The organism is Ruegeria sp. BHSC043 (genome assembly GCF_059612985.1).
Map to the genome: position 1 here is coordinate 36,487 of NZ_JBXWRS010000010.1, position 15,118 is coordinate 51,604.

Consider the following 15,118-nt stretch of genomic DNA (forward strand, 5'->3'; position numbering starts at 1 on the left):
CGCGCCTGACCGGGTCAGGCGCGGGTCCACAGGGCGTTGTCGCCCAGTTTCTTCACGAAAGCTTCATGCGCGGTGCGCTCCTCCGCGGTGATCCGCGGGGGCAGGGGCGTCGGCCGCGGGCCCGGGCGCCAGGTCTCGCCGCCACCGCTGGTTTCCGAGCGGGCTGCGGACAGGCCGAAATCGGGCTGTCGTCCGCCGATCAGCTCAAGATAGACCTCGGCCAGGATTTCCGAGTCGAGCAACGCGCCGTGCAGAACGCGGTTCGAGTTGTCGATGTTGAACCGTCGGCACAGCGCATCCAGCGAGGCGGGCGAGCCGGGAAACCGCTTGCGCGCAATCGCCAGTGTATCCAGCGCCTGATCCATTGGGATCGGGGGCAGGCCCATCCATCCCAGCTCGGCATTGAGGAATTTCATGTCGAAGGCGGCGTTGTGGATCACCAGCCGCGCATCACCCACGAAATCGCGGAAGGCCTGCCCAATTTGGGCAAAAACGGGTTTGTCCTTCAGGGTGATCTGGCCCGGTTCAGGTTTTTGCGGCGGCTCCAGCAGGTCGGGGCCGATACCGTGCACACCGAAGGCCTCGGCCGGCATCGAACGTTCTGGGTTGATATAGACGTGATAGGTCTCGCCCGTGGCGACGTGGTTCCACAGCTCGATGGCGCCGATCTCGACGATCCGGTCGCCGCTTTCGGGATCGAATCCGGTGGTTTCCGTATCCAATACGATTTCACGCATCTGCCAATCCTGCCCTGATCTGCCTGACCACATCCTGCACCTGTGCGCGGGCATGGTCCAGAGTGTCGGTGACGATCACGAAATCCGACCGCGCGCATTTCTCGTCATTCGGCATCTGTTTGGCGCGGATCTGCTCGAACTGCGCCTCGGTCATCGTGCCACGCGCCATGACGCGGTGCTTCTGCTCGTCTGGGGAGATTGAAACGCAGGCCACCGCATCCATCTGCGCGTCGCCGCCGGTTTCGAACAGCAGCGGGATGTCAAAGACAAGGATGTCTGACTTGGCCGCCTGACGAAACATTTCCCGATCCCGGGCAACCAGTGGGTGGACGATGGATTCGATCCGTTTCAATGCGGTCGGATCGGCGCCGATGATCCGTTTCAGGACGTCGCGGCTGACGGCTCCATCCTCGATCGCGTCGGGAAATGCCTCGCGGATCGGCGCGACCGCCGCGCCGCCTGCCGCATACAACCGATGCACCGCGGCGTCGGCATCCCACACGGCGCAACCTTCCTGCGCGAACAGGTCGGCGGTAGTGCTTTTGCCCATGCCGATCGATCCGGTCAGACCCAACGCAAAGCTCATGCCAGAACCGCTGCGCGGGTTTCTTCCGTGACCTCGGGGCGGAGGCCGAACCATCGCTCGAACCCCGGCACCGCCTGATGCAGCAACATGCCCAGCCCATCGACGATGCTACAGCCCGCAGCCTCGGCCTGTTCCAGAAGGCGGGTCTTCAGCGGTGCATAGACCAGATCGGTCACCACCGTTCCCGGCTGCAACCCGTCCAGCGGGACGCGCAATTCGGGTTGGCCCTGCATGCCCAGTGACGTGGTGTTCACCACCAGCTCGGCGTTTTCGATCACGTTTCCGGCCTTGACCCAATCAATCACGGTGATGCGCTGGCCGAATTCCTCTTTCAGGTGATCAGCGCGCGACCGCGTGCGGTTGGTCAGCAGGATCTCGGGCACGCCGGCCTCGGCCAGCGCCTGCAGCACCGCCCGCGCAGCTCCACCTGCGCCGAACACCACAGCCGGGCCATCCTGCGGCACCCAATCCGGCGCACCCGCGCGCAGGTTCTGCATGAACCCGTACCCATCGGTATTGTCTGCGTGGATCGAGCCATCGGCCCGGAACACCAGCGTATTCGCCGCCCCGATCACCGAGGCACGGTCCGACACATGATCCGCCAGGCGCAACGCGGCCTCTTTGTGCGGAACGGTGACATTGGCCCCGACGAACCCGGCCTTGGGCAAGCTGCGCAGGACCGTTTCAAGATCGGCAGGCGCAACATCCATCGGCACATAATGGCCCGGCAAACCATAGGTCTTCAGCCAATAGCCATGCAGGGCGGGCGATCGGGAATGGGCAATCGGGTGTCCGATGACTCCGGCCAGTGGAATGCGGTTGTCGGTCATTGTTCGATCACCCCTCGGACCGCAAGAAAATTGAGCAGCTCCAGCAGGGGCATACCCAAGACGTTAAAATAGTCGCCGTCAATGCTGCTGAACAGGCGCACGCCTTCTTCTTCCAGCTTGTAGGCCCCGACTGCATGGCGAATGCTGTCCCAGTTGCGCGCGACATAGCCCTTCAGATAGGCATCCGAACTGGCGCGCATCCGCAACCGTACCTGTCCGACATGGCGCCAGACCGGTTCGCCGTCCTGATAGATCACCGCCGCCGACAGCAGCATGTGACGCTTGCCGCGCATCGCCTTCAACTGCGCCAGCGCGTCTTCGGGCGTTTCGGGCTTGGACAGCAAACGTCCATCGAAATCCAGAACCTGGTCACAGCCCAGAACCATCGCGCCGGGCGTCTTGTCACTGATCTTGCGCGCCTTAAGCTCGGCCAGAGCATCGGCGATGTCGCGGGGTGTCGCGCCCTCGGCCACAAGCGCGCGTTTCGCGGTATCTTCGTCCACGCGGGCAACTTGGACGGAAAACGGCACCCCGGCGTTCCGCAGCAGCTGCGCGCGGATCTCGGACCCCGAGGCAAGTATGATGGGGACGGTCATGTGGAAAACCCCGTGGGCAAGTGGATCATTGGTCTTGAACGGTTTGTATGGTTTTCCGGTTGACACGCAAGCCCGCGATTTCGGCCCGAAACTTCCCTGAGTCGCCCGAAGTCTGTCCGGTCGGGACAAGGATAACTCGGGACCTTGGGATTTCCTGTTTATCAAAAGATGTCCCTTGAGTTATCCCCAGAAAAGGTTAGGCGGATTCATTTCAAATCATTGAGTTTGCTTGTGAAAACTTTGTTTCAACAGAATCACGGATAATCGGGATACAGTCATCCACCTGGGGAAAACCAGCGGACAAAACAATAATCCACGGATTTTGCCCACTCTACAAAACCATCATCCTTTCTCTCTTCTATTTTTTTTATTAGGGAGGGTCCGACCAGTGCCGGGAAACCCGATGACCGATCTTCTCTTCACGCTGTACCCTTGGGTGAAATCGCTGCACATCATGGCGGTGATCTCCTGGATGGCGGGTTTGTTCTATCTGCCGCGCCTGTTCGTCTATCACGTCGAAAAGGCGCAGACCGTCGACGGCGCGCCCGAGATCTTCTTTGAAATGGAAGAAAAGCTGCTGCGCGTGATCATGCGGCCGGCGATGATCGTGGCCTGGGTCTGCGGCCTTATTATGGTGTTCACTCCCGGCATCGTCGGGTGGGACTGGTCCTGGCCCTGGGTCAAGGGCGCGGCGGTGATCGGTATGACCTGGTTCCATCACTGGCTGATGGCTCGGCGCAAGGATTTCGTCGAGGGCCGCAATACGCTCACAGGGCGCCAGTACCGCATGATGAACGAAGTTCCGACCGTTTTGATGGTCATCATCGTTCTGGCGGTCATTCTGAAGTTCTGAGGGCCATTCCCGCACGGGTTTGACTCGGGTGGCAGCTGGCCTTATGTAAGAGGTAACCCATCCGACCGGGTGGCGCATCTTCCTGTTTGAAATTCAATGCTGTGCCGCACCTTTGTGGCCGAGGTCCGTATAGTCATGACAACCGAATCCCTGAATCTGTCCGATCTGAAGGCGAAAAGCCCCAAAGACCTTCTGGCCATGGCCGAAGAGCTCGAGATCGAAAACGCCTCGACCATGCGCAAGGGCGAGATGATGTTCCAAATCCTGCGCGAACGCGCGGACGAGGGTTGGACCGTGGGCGGTGACGGCGTGCTTGAGGTGCTGCAGGACGGCTTCGGCTTTCTGCGCTCGCCCGAGGCGAACTATCTGCCCGGCCCGGACGACATCTATGTCTCGCCTGACATGATCCGCCAGCATTCGCTGCGCACTGGTGACACGGTTGAGGGCGAGATAAAGGCTCCGGACGAGAATGAGCGCTATTTCGCGCTGACGAAGGTGACCAAGATCAACTTCGAAGACCCGGAAAAGGCCAAGCACAAGATCCTGTTCGACAACCTGACGCCGCTCTATCCGGATGAGCGATTGAAGATGGAGATCGAAGATCCGACCATCAAGGACAAATCCGCCCGTGTGATCGACCTGGTCGCGCCGATCGGCAAGGGCCAGCGGTCGCTGATCGTGGCGCCGCCGCGGACCGGTAAGACGGTGATCCTGCAGAACATCGCGCACTCGATCGAAAAGAACCACCCGGAATGCTATCTGATCGTCCTGTTGATCGACGAACGCCCGGAAGAGGTGACCGACATGCAGCGCTCGGTGAAGGGCGAGGTGGTGTCGTCGACCTTTGACGAACCCGCATCGCGCCACGTCGCCGTGTCGGAAATGGTGATCGAAAAAGCCAAGCGCTTGGTCGAACATAAACGAGATGTTGTTATCCTTCTCGACTCGATTACAAGACTTGGTAGGGCCTTCAACACCGTTGTGCCGTCCTCGGGTAAGGTGCTGACCGGCGGCGTCGATGCCAACGCGCTGCAGCGGCCCAAGCGGTTCTTCGGCGCGGCGCGCAACATCGAAGAGGGCGGATCGCTGACCATCATCGCCACCGCGCTGATCGACACCGGCAGCCGCATGGACGAAGTCATCTTCGAAGAATTCAAGGGCACCGGTAACTCGGAAATCGTTCTGGACCGCAAGATCGCCGACAAACGCGTGTTCCCGGCAATCGACATCCTGAAATCCGGCACCCGGAAAGAGGATCTGCTGGTCGACAAGGCGGATCTGCAGAAGACCTTCGTTCTGCGTCGGATCCTCAACCCGATGGGCACCACCGACGCGATCGAGTTCCTGCTGTCCAAGCTGAAACAGACCAAGACCAATGCCGAGTTCTTCGACTCGATGAATACCTGATACGGTCTTGTCACCGACGCGGGGCCTTTGAATGGATACGATATTCGCCTTGGCCAGCGCGCAGGGCAAAGCAGGTGTGGCGGTCATCCGTCTGTCCGGGCCATTGGCGCATCGGGCCGCGGCGGATCTGTCGGGCGGTGACTTGCCGGCGCGCGGAATGCGGGTGCGCGAGTTTCGCGCGCCTGACGGCTCGCGCCTGGACGATGGCCTGGTGCTGACCTTTCAAGAGCCGGCCAGTTTCACCGGCGAAGACGTGGCCGAACTTCAGATCCACGGCAGTACGGCCGCGGTCAACGCCGTGTTGCGCACACTGGTCGACATGGATGGGTTGCGGATGGCCGAGCCCGGAGAGTTCACCCGGCGTGCGCTCGAAAACGGCAAACTGGATCTGGCCCAGGTGGAGGGCCTGGCCGATTTGATCGATGCGGAAACCGAGGCGCAGCGCAAACAGGCCCAGACAATCCTGGCCGGAGAGTTGGGGAACCTGGCTGAAAGGTGGCGGCGTGACCTGATCCGGGCGGCCTCGCTGCTTGAGGCGGTGATCGATTTTGCCGACGAGGAGGTTCCCACAGATGTGACGCCCGAGGTGCGGCAGTTGATTGCCGGGGTGATGGTGGATCTGGACCGCGAGTCGCGTGGGGTGAGAATTGCCGAGCGCATTCGGACCGGTTTCGAGGTGGCGATCGTGGGGCCGCCGAATGCCGGTAAATCAACGCTCTTGAATGCCTTGGCCGGACGCGATGCTGCGATCACCTCGGAATATGCCGGCACCACGCGCGACGTGATCGAGGTTCGGATGGATCTGGCCGGCTTGCCGGTGACTTTGCTGGACACGGCCGGCTTGCGAGAAACCCGGGATCATGTCGAAAGTCTGGGCATTGCTTTGGCGCGGGACAGGGCGGACAAGGCCGATCTGCGGGTTTTTCTGACGGAAGATCCCGATCAGCTGGGAATCGCTTTTCAGCCCGGAGATATCCATGTTCTGCCGAAATCCGATCTGCGCGGCGAATCCGAGTCCGGTGTTTCAGGCAAGACCGGGCAGGGCGTCGATCGGTTGATAGACCAGATATCGCGTGTTCTGCGCGAACGAACCGCAACATCTGGCATCGCGACAAGAGAACGCCATCGAAGCGCCATGCAGCGCGCTTCTGCGGCTTTGACAGAATCGTTGAAGGTTCTGGAATCGGGTCCCGACCTATATGATATTTCAGCGGAAGAATTGCGCACTGCCATCCGCGCGCTGGAGTCCCTTGTGGGCCGGGTCGATGTCGAAAACCTGCTGGACGAGATTTTCGCCAGCTTCTGTCTTGGGAAATAGGGAGTGTTTCACGTGAAACATTCACAGTTTGATGTCGTGGTAATCGGGGCCGGCCACGCCGGTGCCGAGGCCGCTCATGCCGCCGCGAGAATGGGCGCGAATACAGCGCTGGTCACGCTGTCCGAGACGGATATCGGTGTAATGTCTTGCAACCCGGCCATTGGAGGGTTGGGCAAGGGTCATCTGGTCCGCGAAATCGATGCCTTGGATGGAGTCATGGGCCGCGTCGCGGACCGGGCTGGCATCCAGTTTCGCCTGCTCAACCGCCGCAAGGGGCCTGCCGTTCAGGGGCCACGCGCTCAGGCAGACCGGGCATTGTATCGGGCGGCCATGCAGGCGGAAACACTGAAGCGCGAAAACCTGACCGTCGTGACCGGCGAAGTCGTTGATTTCCGGATGGATGGACCGCGTGTAGCCGGGGTTGTTCTGGGCGATGGTTCGGAGATTCCGGCGAAAGCTGTGATCCTGACGTCTGGCACGTTCCTTCGGGGGGTGATTCATATCGGCGATGTCCAGCGCCCTGGCGGACGCATGGGCGACCGGCCCTCGGTCAGGTTGGCCGAACGTCTTGACAGCTATGACCTTCCGATGGGCCGTTTGAAGACCGGAACCCCGCCGCGCCTGGATGGGCGTACAATTGACTGGAGCGGGCTGGAGCGCCAGGAAGGGGATCCCGACCCAACCTTGTTTTCTTTCCTGTCGAAGGCGGTAGAAGCACCGCAGATCGCGTGCGGGATCACCCATACCAACAGCCGCACCCATGACATCATCGAGAAAAACCTGAAGCGCTCGGCCATGTATGGTGGTCATATCGAAGGCGTTGGCCCGCGCTACTGCCCGTCGATCGAGGACAAAATCGTGCGTTTTGCGGAAAAGGACTCGCATCAGATTTTTCTCGAGCCCGAAGGCGTCAACGACCACACGATCTACCCCAATGGAATTTCGACGTCGCTTCCTCAGGATGTACAGGTTGAATACGTCCGGACGATCAAAGGATTGGAAAGCGCCGAGATCCTTCAGCCCGGCTATGCGATCGAATATGATTATGTCGACCCGCGCGTATTGACGGCATCTTTGTCGCTGCCGGATATCCCAGGCCTATATCTTGCGGGTCAGATCAATGGTACCACAGGATATGAGGAGGCGGCGGCGCAAGGACTGGTTGCCGGTCTGAACGCCGCGTTGGCCGTCAAAGGGCGAGAGCCGGTCCATTTCACCCGTTCCAACAGTTATATCGGCGTGATGATCGATGATTTGACCACCCGCGGTGTTGCAGAGCCCTATCGGATGTTCACGTCCCGGGCCGAGTTCCGCCTGTCGCTGCGCGCGGACAACGCCGATCAACGGTTGACACCTGTTGGTCTGGAGATCGGGTGCGTGAGCGAGACGCGCCGGGCGGCATTTGAAAATAGGATGGAAAAACTGGACACGGTAAAGCAGAAGCTTTCCGGCCAAACCTTCACACCAAAGCAAATTCAATCCGTGGGAATTGACGTCAACCAGGATGGAAATCGGCGTGACGGTATGGCGATCCTTGCTTTCCCATCGGTATGTTTCGAAGACCTGATGCCTTTGGTCGATGGGCTGGAGGATGTTGAACATGATATCAGGCGGCAGATTGAGCGTGACGCGCTGTATGCGAACTACATTGCGCGTCAGCAGAAGGATGTTGAAGCATTGAAGCGGGATGAAGCCTATGAAATCCCAATGGATTTCGACTACTTCGCGCTAGACGGGCTATCTTCTGAGATGAAGCAGAAGCTGACTCAAGCGCGTCCAGCCAACATTGCGCAGGCCAGTCGGATCGAAGGTGTGACGCCTGCTGCTCTGACTTTGGTTCTCGCAAAGCTCCGCCGGGATCAAAAAGCGCGGCACGCATGACCTCCACTTTCATACCGACGCCGGACAGCTTGAGTGTTTCACGTGAAACATTCGATCGGCTGCGCCTATATGTCGATCTGTTGAAAAAATGGAATTCCAGAATTAACTTGGTGTCTCGCAGCACACTGGCCGAGTCATGGTCGCGTCACATTCTGGATTCGGTTCAAGTCTTTCGTCAGGTGGACAAATTTGACCACTGGGTGGACCTTGGAAGCGGCGGGGGCTTTCCGGGCCTCGTTTGCGCTGTCATGGCCATTGAGACTCAGCCCCAGGCACGGTTTACCCTTGTCGAAAGCGATCAACGAAAATCGGCCTTTCTGCGGACGGTCATACGCGAGACAGGTGCAAACTGTTCGGTCATCATCAGGCGAATCGAATTGGCGGACCCGCTGAATGCCGACGTCCTGTCGGCCCGAGCCTTGGCCGATCTGACGACGCTTTTGTCTTTTTGTGACAGGCATTTGCAAAAAAACGGCGTTGCACTGTTCCCGAAAGGTGCCATCTGGAAAAAAGAGCTGGAGGATGCGCAGCGGGAATGGAAATTCGACGCCGAGCCGATTAAAAGTTTGACTGAAGCTCAGGCTGTCATCCTCAAGATCAAAGGAGTCACTCGTGGTTGATCTGTCGCGCCCGGCCGGACCTCGGATTATCGCCGTGGCCAACCAAAAAGGCGGGGTGGGAAAGACGACGACGGCAATCAATCTGGCAGCCGGCTTGGCCGAAGCGGGTTGCAAGGTGCTTGTGGTCGATCTTGACCCGCAAGGCAACGCTTCCACGGGGCTGGGGGTCGAGGATCGGGATTGGACGACCTATGACCTGATTCTCGATGAGGCGCCGCTGGAAGCGGTTGTGCAGGAAACCGAGCTGGAAAACCTGTACATCATTCCGGCGACCGTCGATCTGAGCTCGGCTGATATCGAACTGATTTCGAATGAAAAACGCAGCTATCTTCTGCACGATGCTCTGCGCCAGCCGGCCATTGATGCCTTTGGGCTGGATTTCATCCTGATCGACTGCCCGCCGTCGCTGAACCTTCTGACGGTTAACGCGATGGTCGCGGCGCATTCTGTTCTGGTCCCATTGCAGAGCGAGTTCTTTGCGTTGGAAGGTCTGTCGCAACTTATGCTGACGATCCGCGAGGTTCGTCAGACCGCGAATCCCGATCTCAGAATCGAAGGTGTTGTGTTGACCATGTATGACAACCGCAACAACTTGTCCCGGCAAGTCGAAAAGGACGCGCGTGACAATCTGGGCGAGATGGTATTTAAAACCAAGATACCCAGAAACGTCCGGGTCAGCGAGGCACCGTCTTTTGCGATGCCGGTGTTGCAGTATGACTCGGGGTCATTGGGCGCCATGGCCTATCGACACCTGGCGCGCGAGATCATGCAGAAGAACAAGAAAATGGCTGTCTGAACGGCTGTCAGGAGGGCGAAGTGAGCGCCAAAAAGGCAAAACCCAGGGGGCTGGGGCGCGGGTTGTCCGCTTTGATGGCGGATGTCACGCAGGATCCGCAGGGGCAGGTATCTGCCGCGCCGCGTCGACCGGACATGAAAGTTCCGATCGAAAAGCTGCGGGCCAACCCCAACCAGCCGCGCCGCACTTTTTCGCAAGAGCAGTTGGACGAGCTGGCCGCCTCGGTCAAGGAAAAGGGCATCATCCAGCCCCTGATCGTGCGTCCCGTCGAGGGCGGCCAATACGAGATCGTCGCCGGTGAACGCCGGTGGCGCGCCGCGCAGATGGCGCAACTGCATGACATTCCGGTCATCGTGCGCGAGTTCGACGACACCGAGGTGCTGGAAGTCGCCATCATTGAAAACATCCAGCGCGCCGATCTGAATGCCGTGGAAGAGGCCGCAGGCTACAAACAGTTGATGGATCGGTTTGGACACACGCAAGAGAAACTGGCCGAAGCCCTGGGAAAGAGCCGTAGCCACATTGCCAACCTGTTGCGACTGCTGTCACTGCCCGGAGACGTTCAAGCCCTTGTCGTTGAAGGAAAATTGTCGGCCGGACATGCCCGCGCGCTGATTACGTCGGAAAACCCGTCCGAGTTGGCGAAGACCGTGGTCAAAGAGGGGTTGTCGGTTCGGGCGACCGAAGCCCTAGTCAAAAAGCAACAGCAGAGCAACACGGACAAGCCCGCGCCGCGCTCCCGCAACCTGTACGCGGGCAAGGATGCCGACACGCGGGCGCTGGAAAAGGACCTGTCCGCGATCCTGGCGATGAAGGTGGTCATCAACCACAAGCCGGGAACCGAGACGGGGCAGGTCGTGCTGACCTATGAAAACCTGGACCAGCTGGATGATCTCTGTGCCAAGCTCAGCCGCTAGGGCGTGACCAGATAAAGATCATGACCGCGCCCAGGGTCACGGCCTGAATGATCAGGACATGGACCGGAACCGAAACCAGAACAGACAGGCCAAAGACGGCGGCGACCGACAGGGTAGCCGCCTTTTTTGCCGCCGGCCGGATCGCACCCGAGCTCTGCCAGTCGACGATCAGCGGGCCGAAGGTGCGATGCGTCAGCAGCCAGGTGTGCAGCCGGCTTGAGGACCGCGCGAAGAAAAACGCCGCCAGCAGCAGGAACGGAACCGTGGGCACCAGGGGAAGGACGACCCCGACCATCGCAAGCGCGACGCAGAGCAATCCCAATGTGGCCCACAGATAGTGCATCTTTACTCCAGCAATTCTCGGATCACCGCATTCAGAACGGCGCGGCCGTCCGCGGTGGCAGCCAGACGGTTTTCCTGTTGGGTGATCATTCCGATCTCCTGCAGATAGTCCAGTTTGGTCTGCGGCAAAGAGCGCCCGGCTAAACGGCTAAAACGGTCCATATCTAGACCTTCCGTCAATCGAAGACACATCATGAGGTATTCGTTCGCTTGTTCTTCAGCGGTCAGTGGGGTCCGCAGCTTCTCGCCACTTCCCTGTTCGGCGGCATTCAGCCACGCGGTCGGTGCCAGATGCGTTTCGGTTGCGATCCGTTGGCCGTTCACCGTGATCCGCCCATGGGCGCCCGGTCCGATGCCGACATAATCGCCATAGCGCCAATAGATCAGGTTGTGCCGCGACTCGGCCCCGGGGGCGGCGTGGTTCGACACCTCGTAGGCGGGCATGCCGTGGGCCTCGCAGATCTCTTGCGTGGCCAGATACATGTCGGCGGCGTTATCGTCCTCGGGCAGGCCACGCAGCTTGCCGACCGAATAGCGGTCGCCGAATGCGGTGCCTGCCTCGATGGTCAGTTGGTACAGCGACAGATGGTCGATCGCCATCGACAGTGCCTCGGTCAGCTCGGCGCGCCAGGCTTCAAGCGTCTGGTACTGGCGGGCATAGATCAGGTCAAAGCTGACCCGGTCGAAACAGGTGCGGGCGATGTCGAAGGCGGCACGTGCCTCGGCCACGCTGTGGATGCGGCCCAGCCGCCTCAGATCTTCGTCATTCATCGCCTGAATGCCCATAGAGATCCGGTTCACACCGGCATCGCGATAGGCGGCGAACCGTCCGGCCTCGACCGAGCCGGGATTGGCCTCGAGCGTGATTTCCATGTCATTGGCGGGCCGCCAAAGGCTGCGGGCGGTGTCGATCACGGCGGCGACGGTTTCGGGCGCCATCAGCGACGGGGTGCCACCGCCAAAGAAGATCGTATTCAGAACCCGGTCGGGGGTTTCGGCCGCAGATCGCTTCAGTTCGGACAGGTATGCGTCAAGCCATTGTTTTTGATCTATATTTCTGGAAACATGGCTGTTGAAATCGCAATAGGGGCACTTGGCCTCGCAAAAGGGCCAGTGCACGTACAGGCCAAAGCCCCCGTTGCGCCAATCATCCGCCAAAGCAGCCTTTCACGAACAGCTCGACCGCGCGGGCGCGGTGGCTGATCTTGTTCTTTTCCCACCGATCCATCTCGGCAAAGGTCTGGTCATATCCTTCAGGAACGAACATCGGGTCATAGCCGAACCCGTCCTTGCCGCGGATCGGCCAGACCAGATGACCGGGTGCTACGCCCTCGAACACCTCGTCATGGCCGTCGGGCCAGGCCAGAACCAGCGTACAGCGGAATTGGGCCGTGCGTGGATGCGGGGCGTTTCGCGCCTCAAGCTCGTTATGGGCGCGGGTCATGGCCATCAGGAAATCGCGGCCATTTCCAGTTTCGGCCCAGTCGGCAGTGTACACGCCCGGCGCGCCGTCCAGCGCATCGATGGTGATACCGGAATCGTCGGACAGGGCGGGCAAGCCGGTGGCCCGGGCGGCGGCGTGGGCCTTGATGCGCGCGTTGCCGACGAACGTGTCCTCGGTCTCTTCGGGTTCGGGCAGGTTCATCTCAGCCGCGCCCACGACCGTCACGCCAAAGGGCTCGAGCAGATGGGCCATCTCCTCGAGCTTGCCTTTGTTGTGCGTGGCCACCAGCAGCCGATCGCCTTCAAACCGGCGGGTCATGCGGTGGCAGCCCGTTGCGCGGCCACCAGCTCGGACACGCCTTTTTCGGCCAATTCCATCAGATGGTCCATCTGCGTGCGGCTGAAGACGGAACCTTCGGCGCTCATCTGCACCTCGATCAGCTTGCCGGAGCCGGTCATGATGAAGTTGCCGTCGACGCCAGCCTCGCTGTCCTCTGGATAATCCAGATCCAGAACCGGCTGGCCGGCATAGATTCCGCAGGATACGGCCGCCACCGGATCGACCAGCGGGTCCGTGATCACGTCGCCGGCCTTCATCAGCTTGTTGACCGCCAGCCGCAGCGCGACCCAACCGCCGGTGATCGAGGCGCAGCGGGTCCCACCATCGGCCTGCAGCACGTCACAGTCGACGGTGATCTGGCGTTCGCCCAGGGCGACGCGATCCACCCCGGCGCGCAGGGCACGGCCGATCAGGCGCTGGATCTCGACGGTCCGGCCACCCTGTTTGCCGCTGGCGGCCTCGCGCCGCATCCGGGTGTTGGTCGCGCGGGGCAGCATACCGTATTCGGCGGTGACCCAGCCCAAGCCCGACCCCTTGATGAAGGGCGGCACGCGATCTTCGATCGTGGCGGTGCACAAAACATGGGTGTCGCCGATCTTGATCAGGCAGGAACCTTCGGCATGTTTGGTAAACCCGGTCTCGATTGAAACCGGGCGCATTTCGCTTAAATCTCGTCCAGAGGGTCGCATGAGATATCCTTTGTCTGCTGGCTTGGGGATACCGCCCGGCGCGGCAGCGATGCAACCCCGATTGACCTTTCTGTTGGCAGCTATTTAATGACCATCCAGCAAAAGGATCGCCGATGAGTGAAGCGAGCAAAATTCTGGACGAGATGAACGACCGGTCGCGCGAGGTGTTCCGGCTGATCGTCGAGAACTATCTCGAAAGCGGCGAGCCGGTCGGAAGCCGGACGTTGACCCGGTCGCTGAGCGAGAAGGTCAGCGCCGCGACTGTGCGCAACGTGATGCAGGATCTGGAATTTCTGGGCCTGTTGGACAGCCCCCATGTCAGCGCCGGGCGGGTGCCGACCCAGATGGGGCTGCGCATGTTCGTGGACGGGCTGCTGGAAGTCAGCGACCTGGGCGAGGAAGACCGGCAGAAGCTGGACGAAACCCTGGGCAGCAACGCCGGCGACGTCAGCGGCATGCTCGACCGGGTCGGCGCGGCGCTGTCGAACGTGACGCGCGGAGCGTCTTTGGTTCTGACGCCCAAGCACGAGGCCGAGATCAAGCATATCGAATTCGTGTCTTTGGGCCATGACCGGGCGCTTGTGGTTCTGGTGTTCTCGGACGGGCACGTGGAAAACCGTCTGTTCACGCCGCCGCCTGGGCAGACGCCCAGCTCGATGCGCGAGGCGGCCAATTTCCTCAACGCCCTGATCGAGGGCCGCACGCTGTCCGATGTGCGCCGCATGATCCAGACCGAGATTGCCGCGCGCCGCCAGGAGATCGACGTGCTGGCGCGCGAGCTGGTCGAAAGCGGCCTTGCGGCCTGGGAGGGCGACGAGACGGACTCGGCGCGGCTGATCGTGCGCGGGCGGGCGAATCTGCTGGGCGACACCGGTCAGGAGGAAGAGCTGGAGCGGATTCGGGTCCTATTCGACGATCTTGAGCGCAAGCGCGATATCGCCGAATTCCTGGAATTGACCGAAGAAGGTGAAGGCGTGCGCATTTTTATAGGTTCCGAGAACAAACTTTTCTCACTTTCGGGTTCCTCTTTGGTGGTGTCTCCTTATATGAACGCTGATCGAAAGATAATCGGCGCCGTTGGCGTGATCGGGCCGACCCGTCTGAACTATGGGCGGATCGTGCCGATCGTGGACTATACGGCGCAGCTGGTCGGCAAGCTGATTTCCGACCGGAGCTAGAGGATAAAAGATGGCAGAGCCGAAGAACGAAGAATTTCTGGACGACATTGCAACTGCCGAGGCGGAAGAACTGGCCGAGGAATTGGCCGAGATCAGCGAGGAAGCGCTGGAACTGGATGCCCTGAAGGCCGAGCGCGACGAGCTGCGCGACAAGTTCATGCGCGCCTTGGCGGATGCGGAAAACGCACGCAAGCGCGGCGACAAGGCCCGCCGTGAGGCGGAACAGTATGGCGGGTCCAAGCTGGCGCGTGACATGCTGCCGGTCTATGACAGCATGAAGCGCGCGCTCGAGGCCGCGAGCGACGAGCAGCGCGAAGTTGCCGCCGGTCTGATCGAAGGCGTCGAGCTGACGATGCGCATGCTCAAGGACGTGTTCAAGAAACACGGGATCGAGGTAATCGCGCCCGAGGTTGGCGACAAGTTCGATCCGAACGTGCACGAAGCCATGTTCGAAGCCCCGGTGCCGGGCACCAAGGCGGGCGAGATCATCCAGGTTTCGGCCGAAGGGTTCATGTTGCATGACCGCCTGCTGCGTCCGGCGCAGGTTGGCGTGTCTTCCACGCCGGCAAGCTGAAACGCGCCCTA

General features: G+C 60.6%; 17 protein-coding genes. 9 read left to right on the plus strand and 8 right to left on the minus strand.

Features of this window, described 5'->3' with window-relative positions; translation table 11 throughout:
- Positions 1 to 14 precede the first annotated feature (14 nt).
- The 4 genes from dnaQ to AC2FMM_RS14225 are packed head-to-tail and all read right to left on the minus strand — an operon-like array spanning position 15 to position 2,749.
- On the minus strand, positions 15 to 737 hold the full coding sequence (gene dnaQ / locus AC2FMM_RS14210) for a DNA polymerase III subunit epsilon (protein WP_496681643.1): 723 nt from the start codon (positions 735 to 737) through the stop codon (positions 15 to 17).
- Positions 730 to 1,323: a dephospho-CoA kinase gene (coaE, locus tag AC2FMM_RS14215; RefSeq protein ID WP_496796910.1), complete on the minus strand. Its 594-nt coding sequence runs from the start codon at positions 1,321 to 1,323 to the stop codon at positions 730 to 732. The genes dnaQ and coaE overlap by 8 nt, the downstream gene beginning before the upstream one ends.
- Positions 1,320 to 2,153: a shikimate dehydrogenase gene (locus AC2FMM_RS14220; protein ID WP_496681639.1), complete on the minus strand. Its 834-nt coding sequence runs from the start codon at positions 2,151 to 2,153 to the stop codon at positions 1,320 to 1,322. Before AC2FMM_RS14220 ends, coaE begins: the two co-directional genes overlap by 4 nt.
- Positions 2,150 to 2,749 (minus strand): Maf family protein, encoded by a 600-nt coding sequence (locus tag AC2FMM_RS14225; RefSeq protein ID WP_496796911.1) that lies wholly within the window; start codon positions 2,747 to 2,749, stop codon positions 2,150 to 2,152. Before AC2FMM_RS14225 ends, AC2FMM_RS14220 begins: the two co-directional genes overlap by 4 nt.
- A gap of 403 nt (positions 2,750 to 3,152) precedes the next feature.
- On the opposite strand from AC2FMM_RS14225, the gene AC2FMM_RS14230 reads away from it, so the two are divergent.
- The 7 genes from AC2FMM_RS14230 (at position 3,153) to AC2FMM_RS14260 (ending at position 10,541) form a co-directional block, all read left to right on the plus strand.
- Positions 3,153 to 3,602, plus strand: coding sequence for a CopD family protein (locus AC2FMM_RS14230; protein ID WP_170340679.1), 450 nt, complete (start codon positions 3,153 to 3,155; stop codon positions 3,600 to 3,602).
- A 135-nt stretch (positions 3,603 to 3,737) separates the two neighbouring features.
- Positions 3,738 to 5,009 carry a transcription termination factor Rho gene (gene rho / locus AC2FMM_RS14235; protein ID WP_496681633.1) on the plus strand — a complete coding sequence of 424 codons (1,272 nt, stop codon included), beginning with the start codon at positions 3,738 to 3,740 and terminating at the stop codon, positions 5,007 to 5,009.
- 31 nt (positions 5,010 to 5,040) lie between these two features.
- Positions 5,041 to 6,327, plus strand: a complete 1,287-nt coding sequence (gene mnmE / locus AC2FMM_RS14240; protein ID WP_496796912.1) for a tRNA uridine-5-carboxymethylaminomethyl(34) synthesis GTPase MnmE — start codon at positions 5,041 to 5,043, stop codon at positions 6,325 to 6,327.
- 12 nt (positions 6,328 to 6,339) lie between these two features.
- On the plus strand, positions 6,340 to 8,208 hold the full coding sequence (gene mnmG, locus AC2FMM_RS14245; protein WP_496796913.1) for a tRNA uridine-5-carboxymethylaminomethyl(34) synthesis enzyme MnmG: 1,869 nt from the start codon (positions 6,340 to 6,342) through the stop codon (positions 8,206 to 8,208).
- Positions 8,205 to 8,828, plus strand: coding sequence for a 16S rRNA (guanine(527)-N(7))-methyltransferase RsmG (gene rsmG / locus AC2FMM_RS14250; RefSeq protein WP_496796914.1), 624 nt, complete (start codon positions 8,205 to 8,207; stop codon positions 8,826 to 8,828). The genes mnmG and rsmG overlap by 4 nt, the downstream gene beginning before the upstream one ends.
- Positions 8,821 to 9,624: a ParA family protein gene (locus AC2FMM_RS14255; RefSeq protein ID WP_490360036.1), complete on the plus strand. Its 804-nt coding sequence runs from the start codon at positions 8,821 to 8,823 to the stop codon at positions 9,622 to 9,624. Before rsmG ends, AC2FMM_RS14255 begins: the two co-directional genes overlap by 8 nt.
- 20 nt (positions 9,625 to 9,644) lie before the next feature.
- Positions 9,645 to 10,541 carry a ParB/RepB/Spo0J family partition protein gene (locus tag AC2FMM_RS14260; RefSeq protein ID WP_496681624.1) on the plus strand — a complete coding sequence of 299 codons (897 nt, stop codon included), beginning with the start codon at positions 9,645 to 9,647 and terminating at the stop codon, positions 10,539 to 10,541.
- Here AC2FMM_RS14260 and AC2FMM_RS14265 read toward each other — a convergent pair.
- The 4 genes from AC2FMM_RS14265 to rph are packed head-to-tail and all read right to left on the minus strand — an operon-like array spanning position 10,531 to position 13,355.
- Positions 10,531 to 10,884: a YbaN family protein gene (locus AC2FMM_RS14265; protein WP_496681622.1), complete on the minus strand. Its 354-nt coding sequence runs from the start codon at positions 10,882 to 10,884 to the stop codon at positions 10,531 to 10,533. The two genes, AC2FMM_RS14260 and AC2FMM_RS14265, sit on opposite strands and share 11 nt — an antisense overlap.
- Before the next feature lie 2 nt (positions 10,885 to 10,886).
- Positions 10,887 to 12,041, minus strand: coding sequence for a radical SAM family heme chaperone HemW (gene hemW, locus AC2FMM_RS14270; RefSeq protein ID WP_496796915.1), 1,155 nt, complete (start codon positions 12,039 to 12,041; stop codon positions 10,887 to 10,889).
- On the minus strand, positions 12,031 to 12,645 hold the full coding sequence (gene rdgB / locus AC2FMM_RS14275) for an RdgB/HAM1 family non-canonical purine NTP pyrophosphatase (RefSeq protein ID WP_496681617.1): 615 nt from the start codon (positions 12,643 to 12,645) through the stop codon (positions 12,031 to 12,033). The genes hemW and rdgB overlap by 11 nt, the downstream gene beginning before the upstream one ends.
- Entirely contained in the window at positions 12,642 to 13,355 is a 714-nt protein-coding gene (rph, locus tag AC2FMM_RS14280) for a ribonuclease PH (protein ID WP_496681615.1), read from the minus strand. The genes rdgB and rph overlap by 4 nt, the downstream gene beginning before the upstream one ends.
- A 113-nt stretch (positions 13,356 to 13,468) precedes the next feature.
- On the opposite strand from rph, the gene hrcA reads away from it, so the two are divergent.
- Both hrcA and AC2FMM_RS14290 read left to right on the plus strand, forming a co-directional pair.
- Positions 13,469 to 14,533: a heat-inducible transcriptional repressor HrcA gene (gene hrcA / locus AC2FMM_RS14285; RefSeq protein WP_496681612.1), complete on the plus strand. Its 1,065-nt coding sequence runs from the start codon at positions 13,469 to 13,471 to the stop codon at positions 14,531 to 14,533.
- Between the two features lie 10 nt (positions 14,534 to 14,543).
- Positions 14,544 to 15,107 carry a nucleotide exchange factor GrpE gene (locus AC2FMM_RS14290; RefSeq protein WP_496681609.1) on the plus strand — a complete coding sequence of 188 codons (564 nt, stop codon included), beginning with the start codon at positions 14,544 to 14,546 and terminating at the stop codon, positions 15,105 to 15,107.
- Positions 15,108 to 15,118: the final 11 nt, after the last annotated feature.

Excerpts from the sequence above, each read along its gene's own strand:
- dnaQ (WP_496681643.1), bottom strand. The coding sequence starts at position 737 with ATGCGTGAAATCGTATTGGATACGGAAACCACCGGATTCGATCCCGAA.
- coaE (WP_496796910.1), bottom strand. The coding sequence starts at position 1,323 with ATGAGCTTTGCGTTGGGTCTGACCGGATCGATCGGCATGGGCAAAAGC.
- AC2FMM_RS14220 (WP_496681639.1), bottom strand. The coding sequence starts at position 2,153 with ATGACCGACAACCGCATTCCACTGGCCGGAGTCATCGGACACCCGATT.
- AC2FMM_RS14225 (WP_496796911.1), bottom strand. The coding sequence starts at position 2,749 with ATGACCGTCCCCATCATACTTGCCTCGGGGTCCGAGATCCGCGCGCAG.
- AC2FMM_RS14230 (WP_170340679.1), top strand. The coding sequence starts at position 3,153 with ATGACCGATCTTCTCTTCACGCTGTACCCTTGGGTGAAATCGCTGCAC.
- rho (WP_496681633.1), top strand. The coding sequence starts at position 3,738 with ATGACAACCGAATCCCTGAATCTGTCCGATCTGAAGGCGAAAAGCCCC.
- mnmE (WP_496796912.1), top strand. The coding sequence starts at position 5,041 with ATGGATACGATATTCGCCTTGGCCAGCGCGCAGGGCAAAGCAGGTGTG.
- rsmG (WP_496796914.1), top strand. The coding sequence starts at position 8,205 with ATGACCTCCACTTTCATACCGACGCCGGACAGCTTGAGTGTTTCACGT.
- AC2FMM_RS14265 (WP_496681622.1), bottom strand. The coding sequence starts at position 10,884 with ATGCACTATCTGTGGGCCACATTGGGATTGCTCTGCGTCGCGCTTGCG.
- rdgB (WP_496681617.1), bottom strand. The coding sequence starts at position 12,645 with ATGACCCGCCGGTTTGAAGGCGATCGGCTGCTGGTGGCCACGCACAAC.
- rph (WP_496681615.1), bottom strand. The coding sequence starts at position 13,355 with ATGCGACCCTCTGGACGAGATTTAAGCGAAATGCGCCCGGTTTCAATC.
- hrcA (WP_496681612.1), top strand. The coding sequence starts at position 13,469 with ATGAGTGAAGCGAGCAAAATTCTGGACGAGATGAACGACCGGTCGCGC.
- AC2FMM_RS14290 (WP_496681609.1), top strand. The coding sequence starts at position 14,544 with ATGGCAGAGCCGAAGAACGAAGAATTTCTGGACGACATTGCAACTGCC.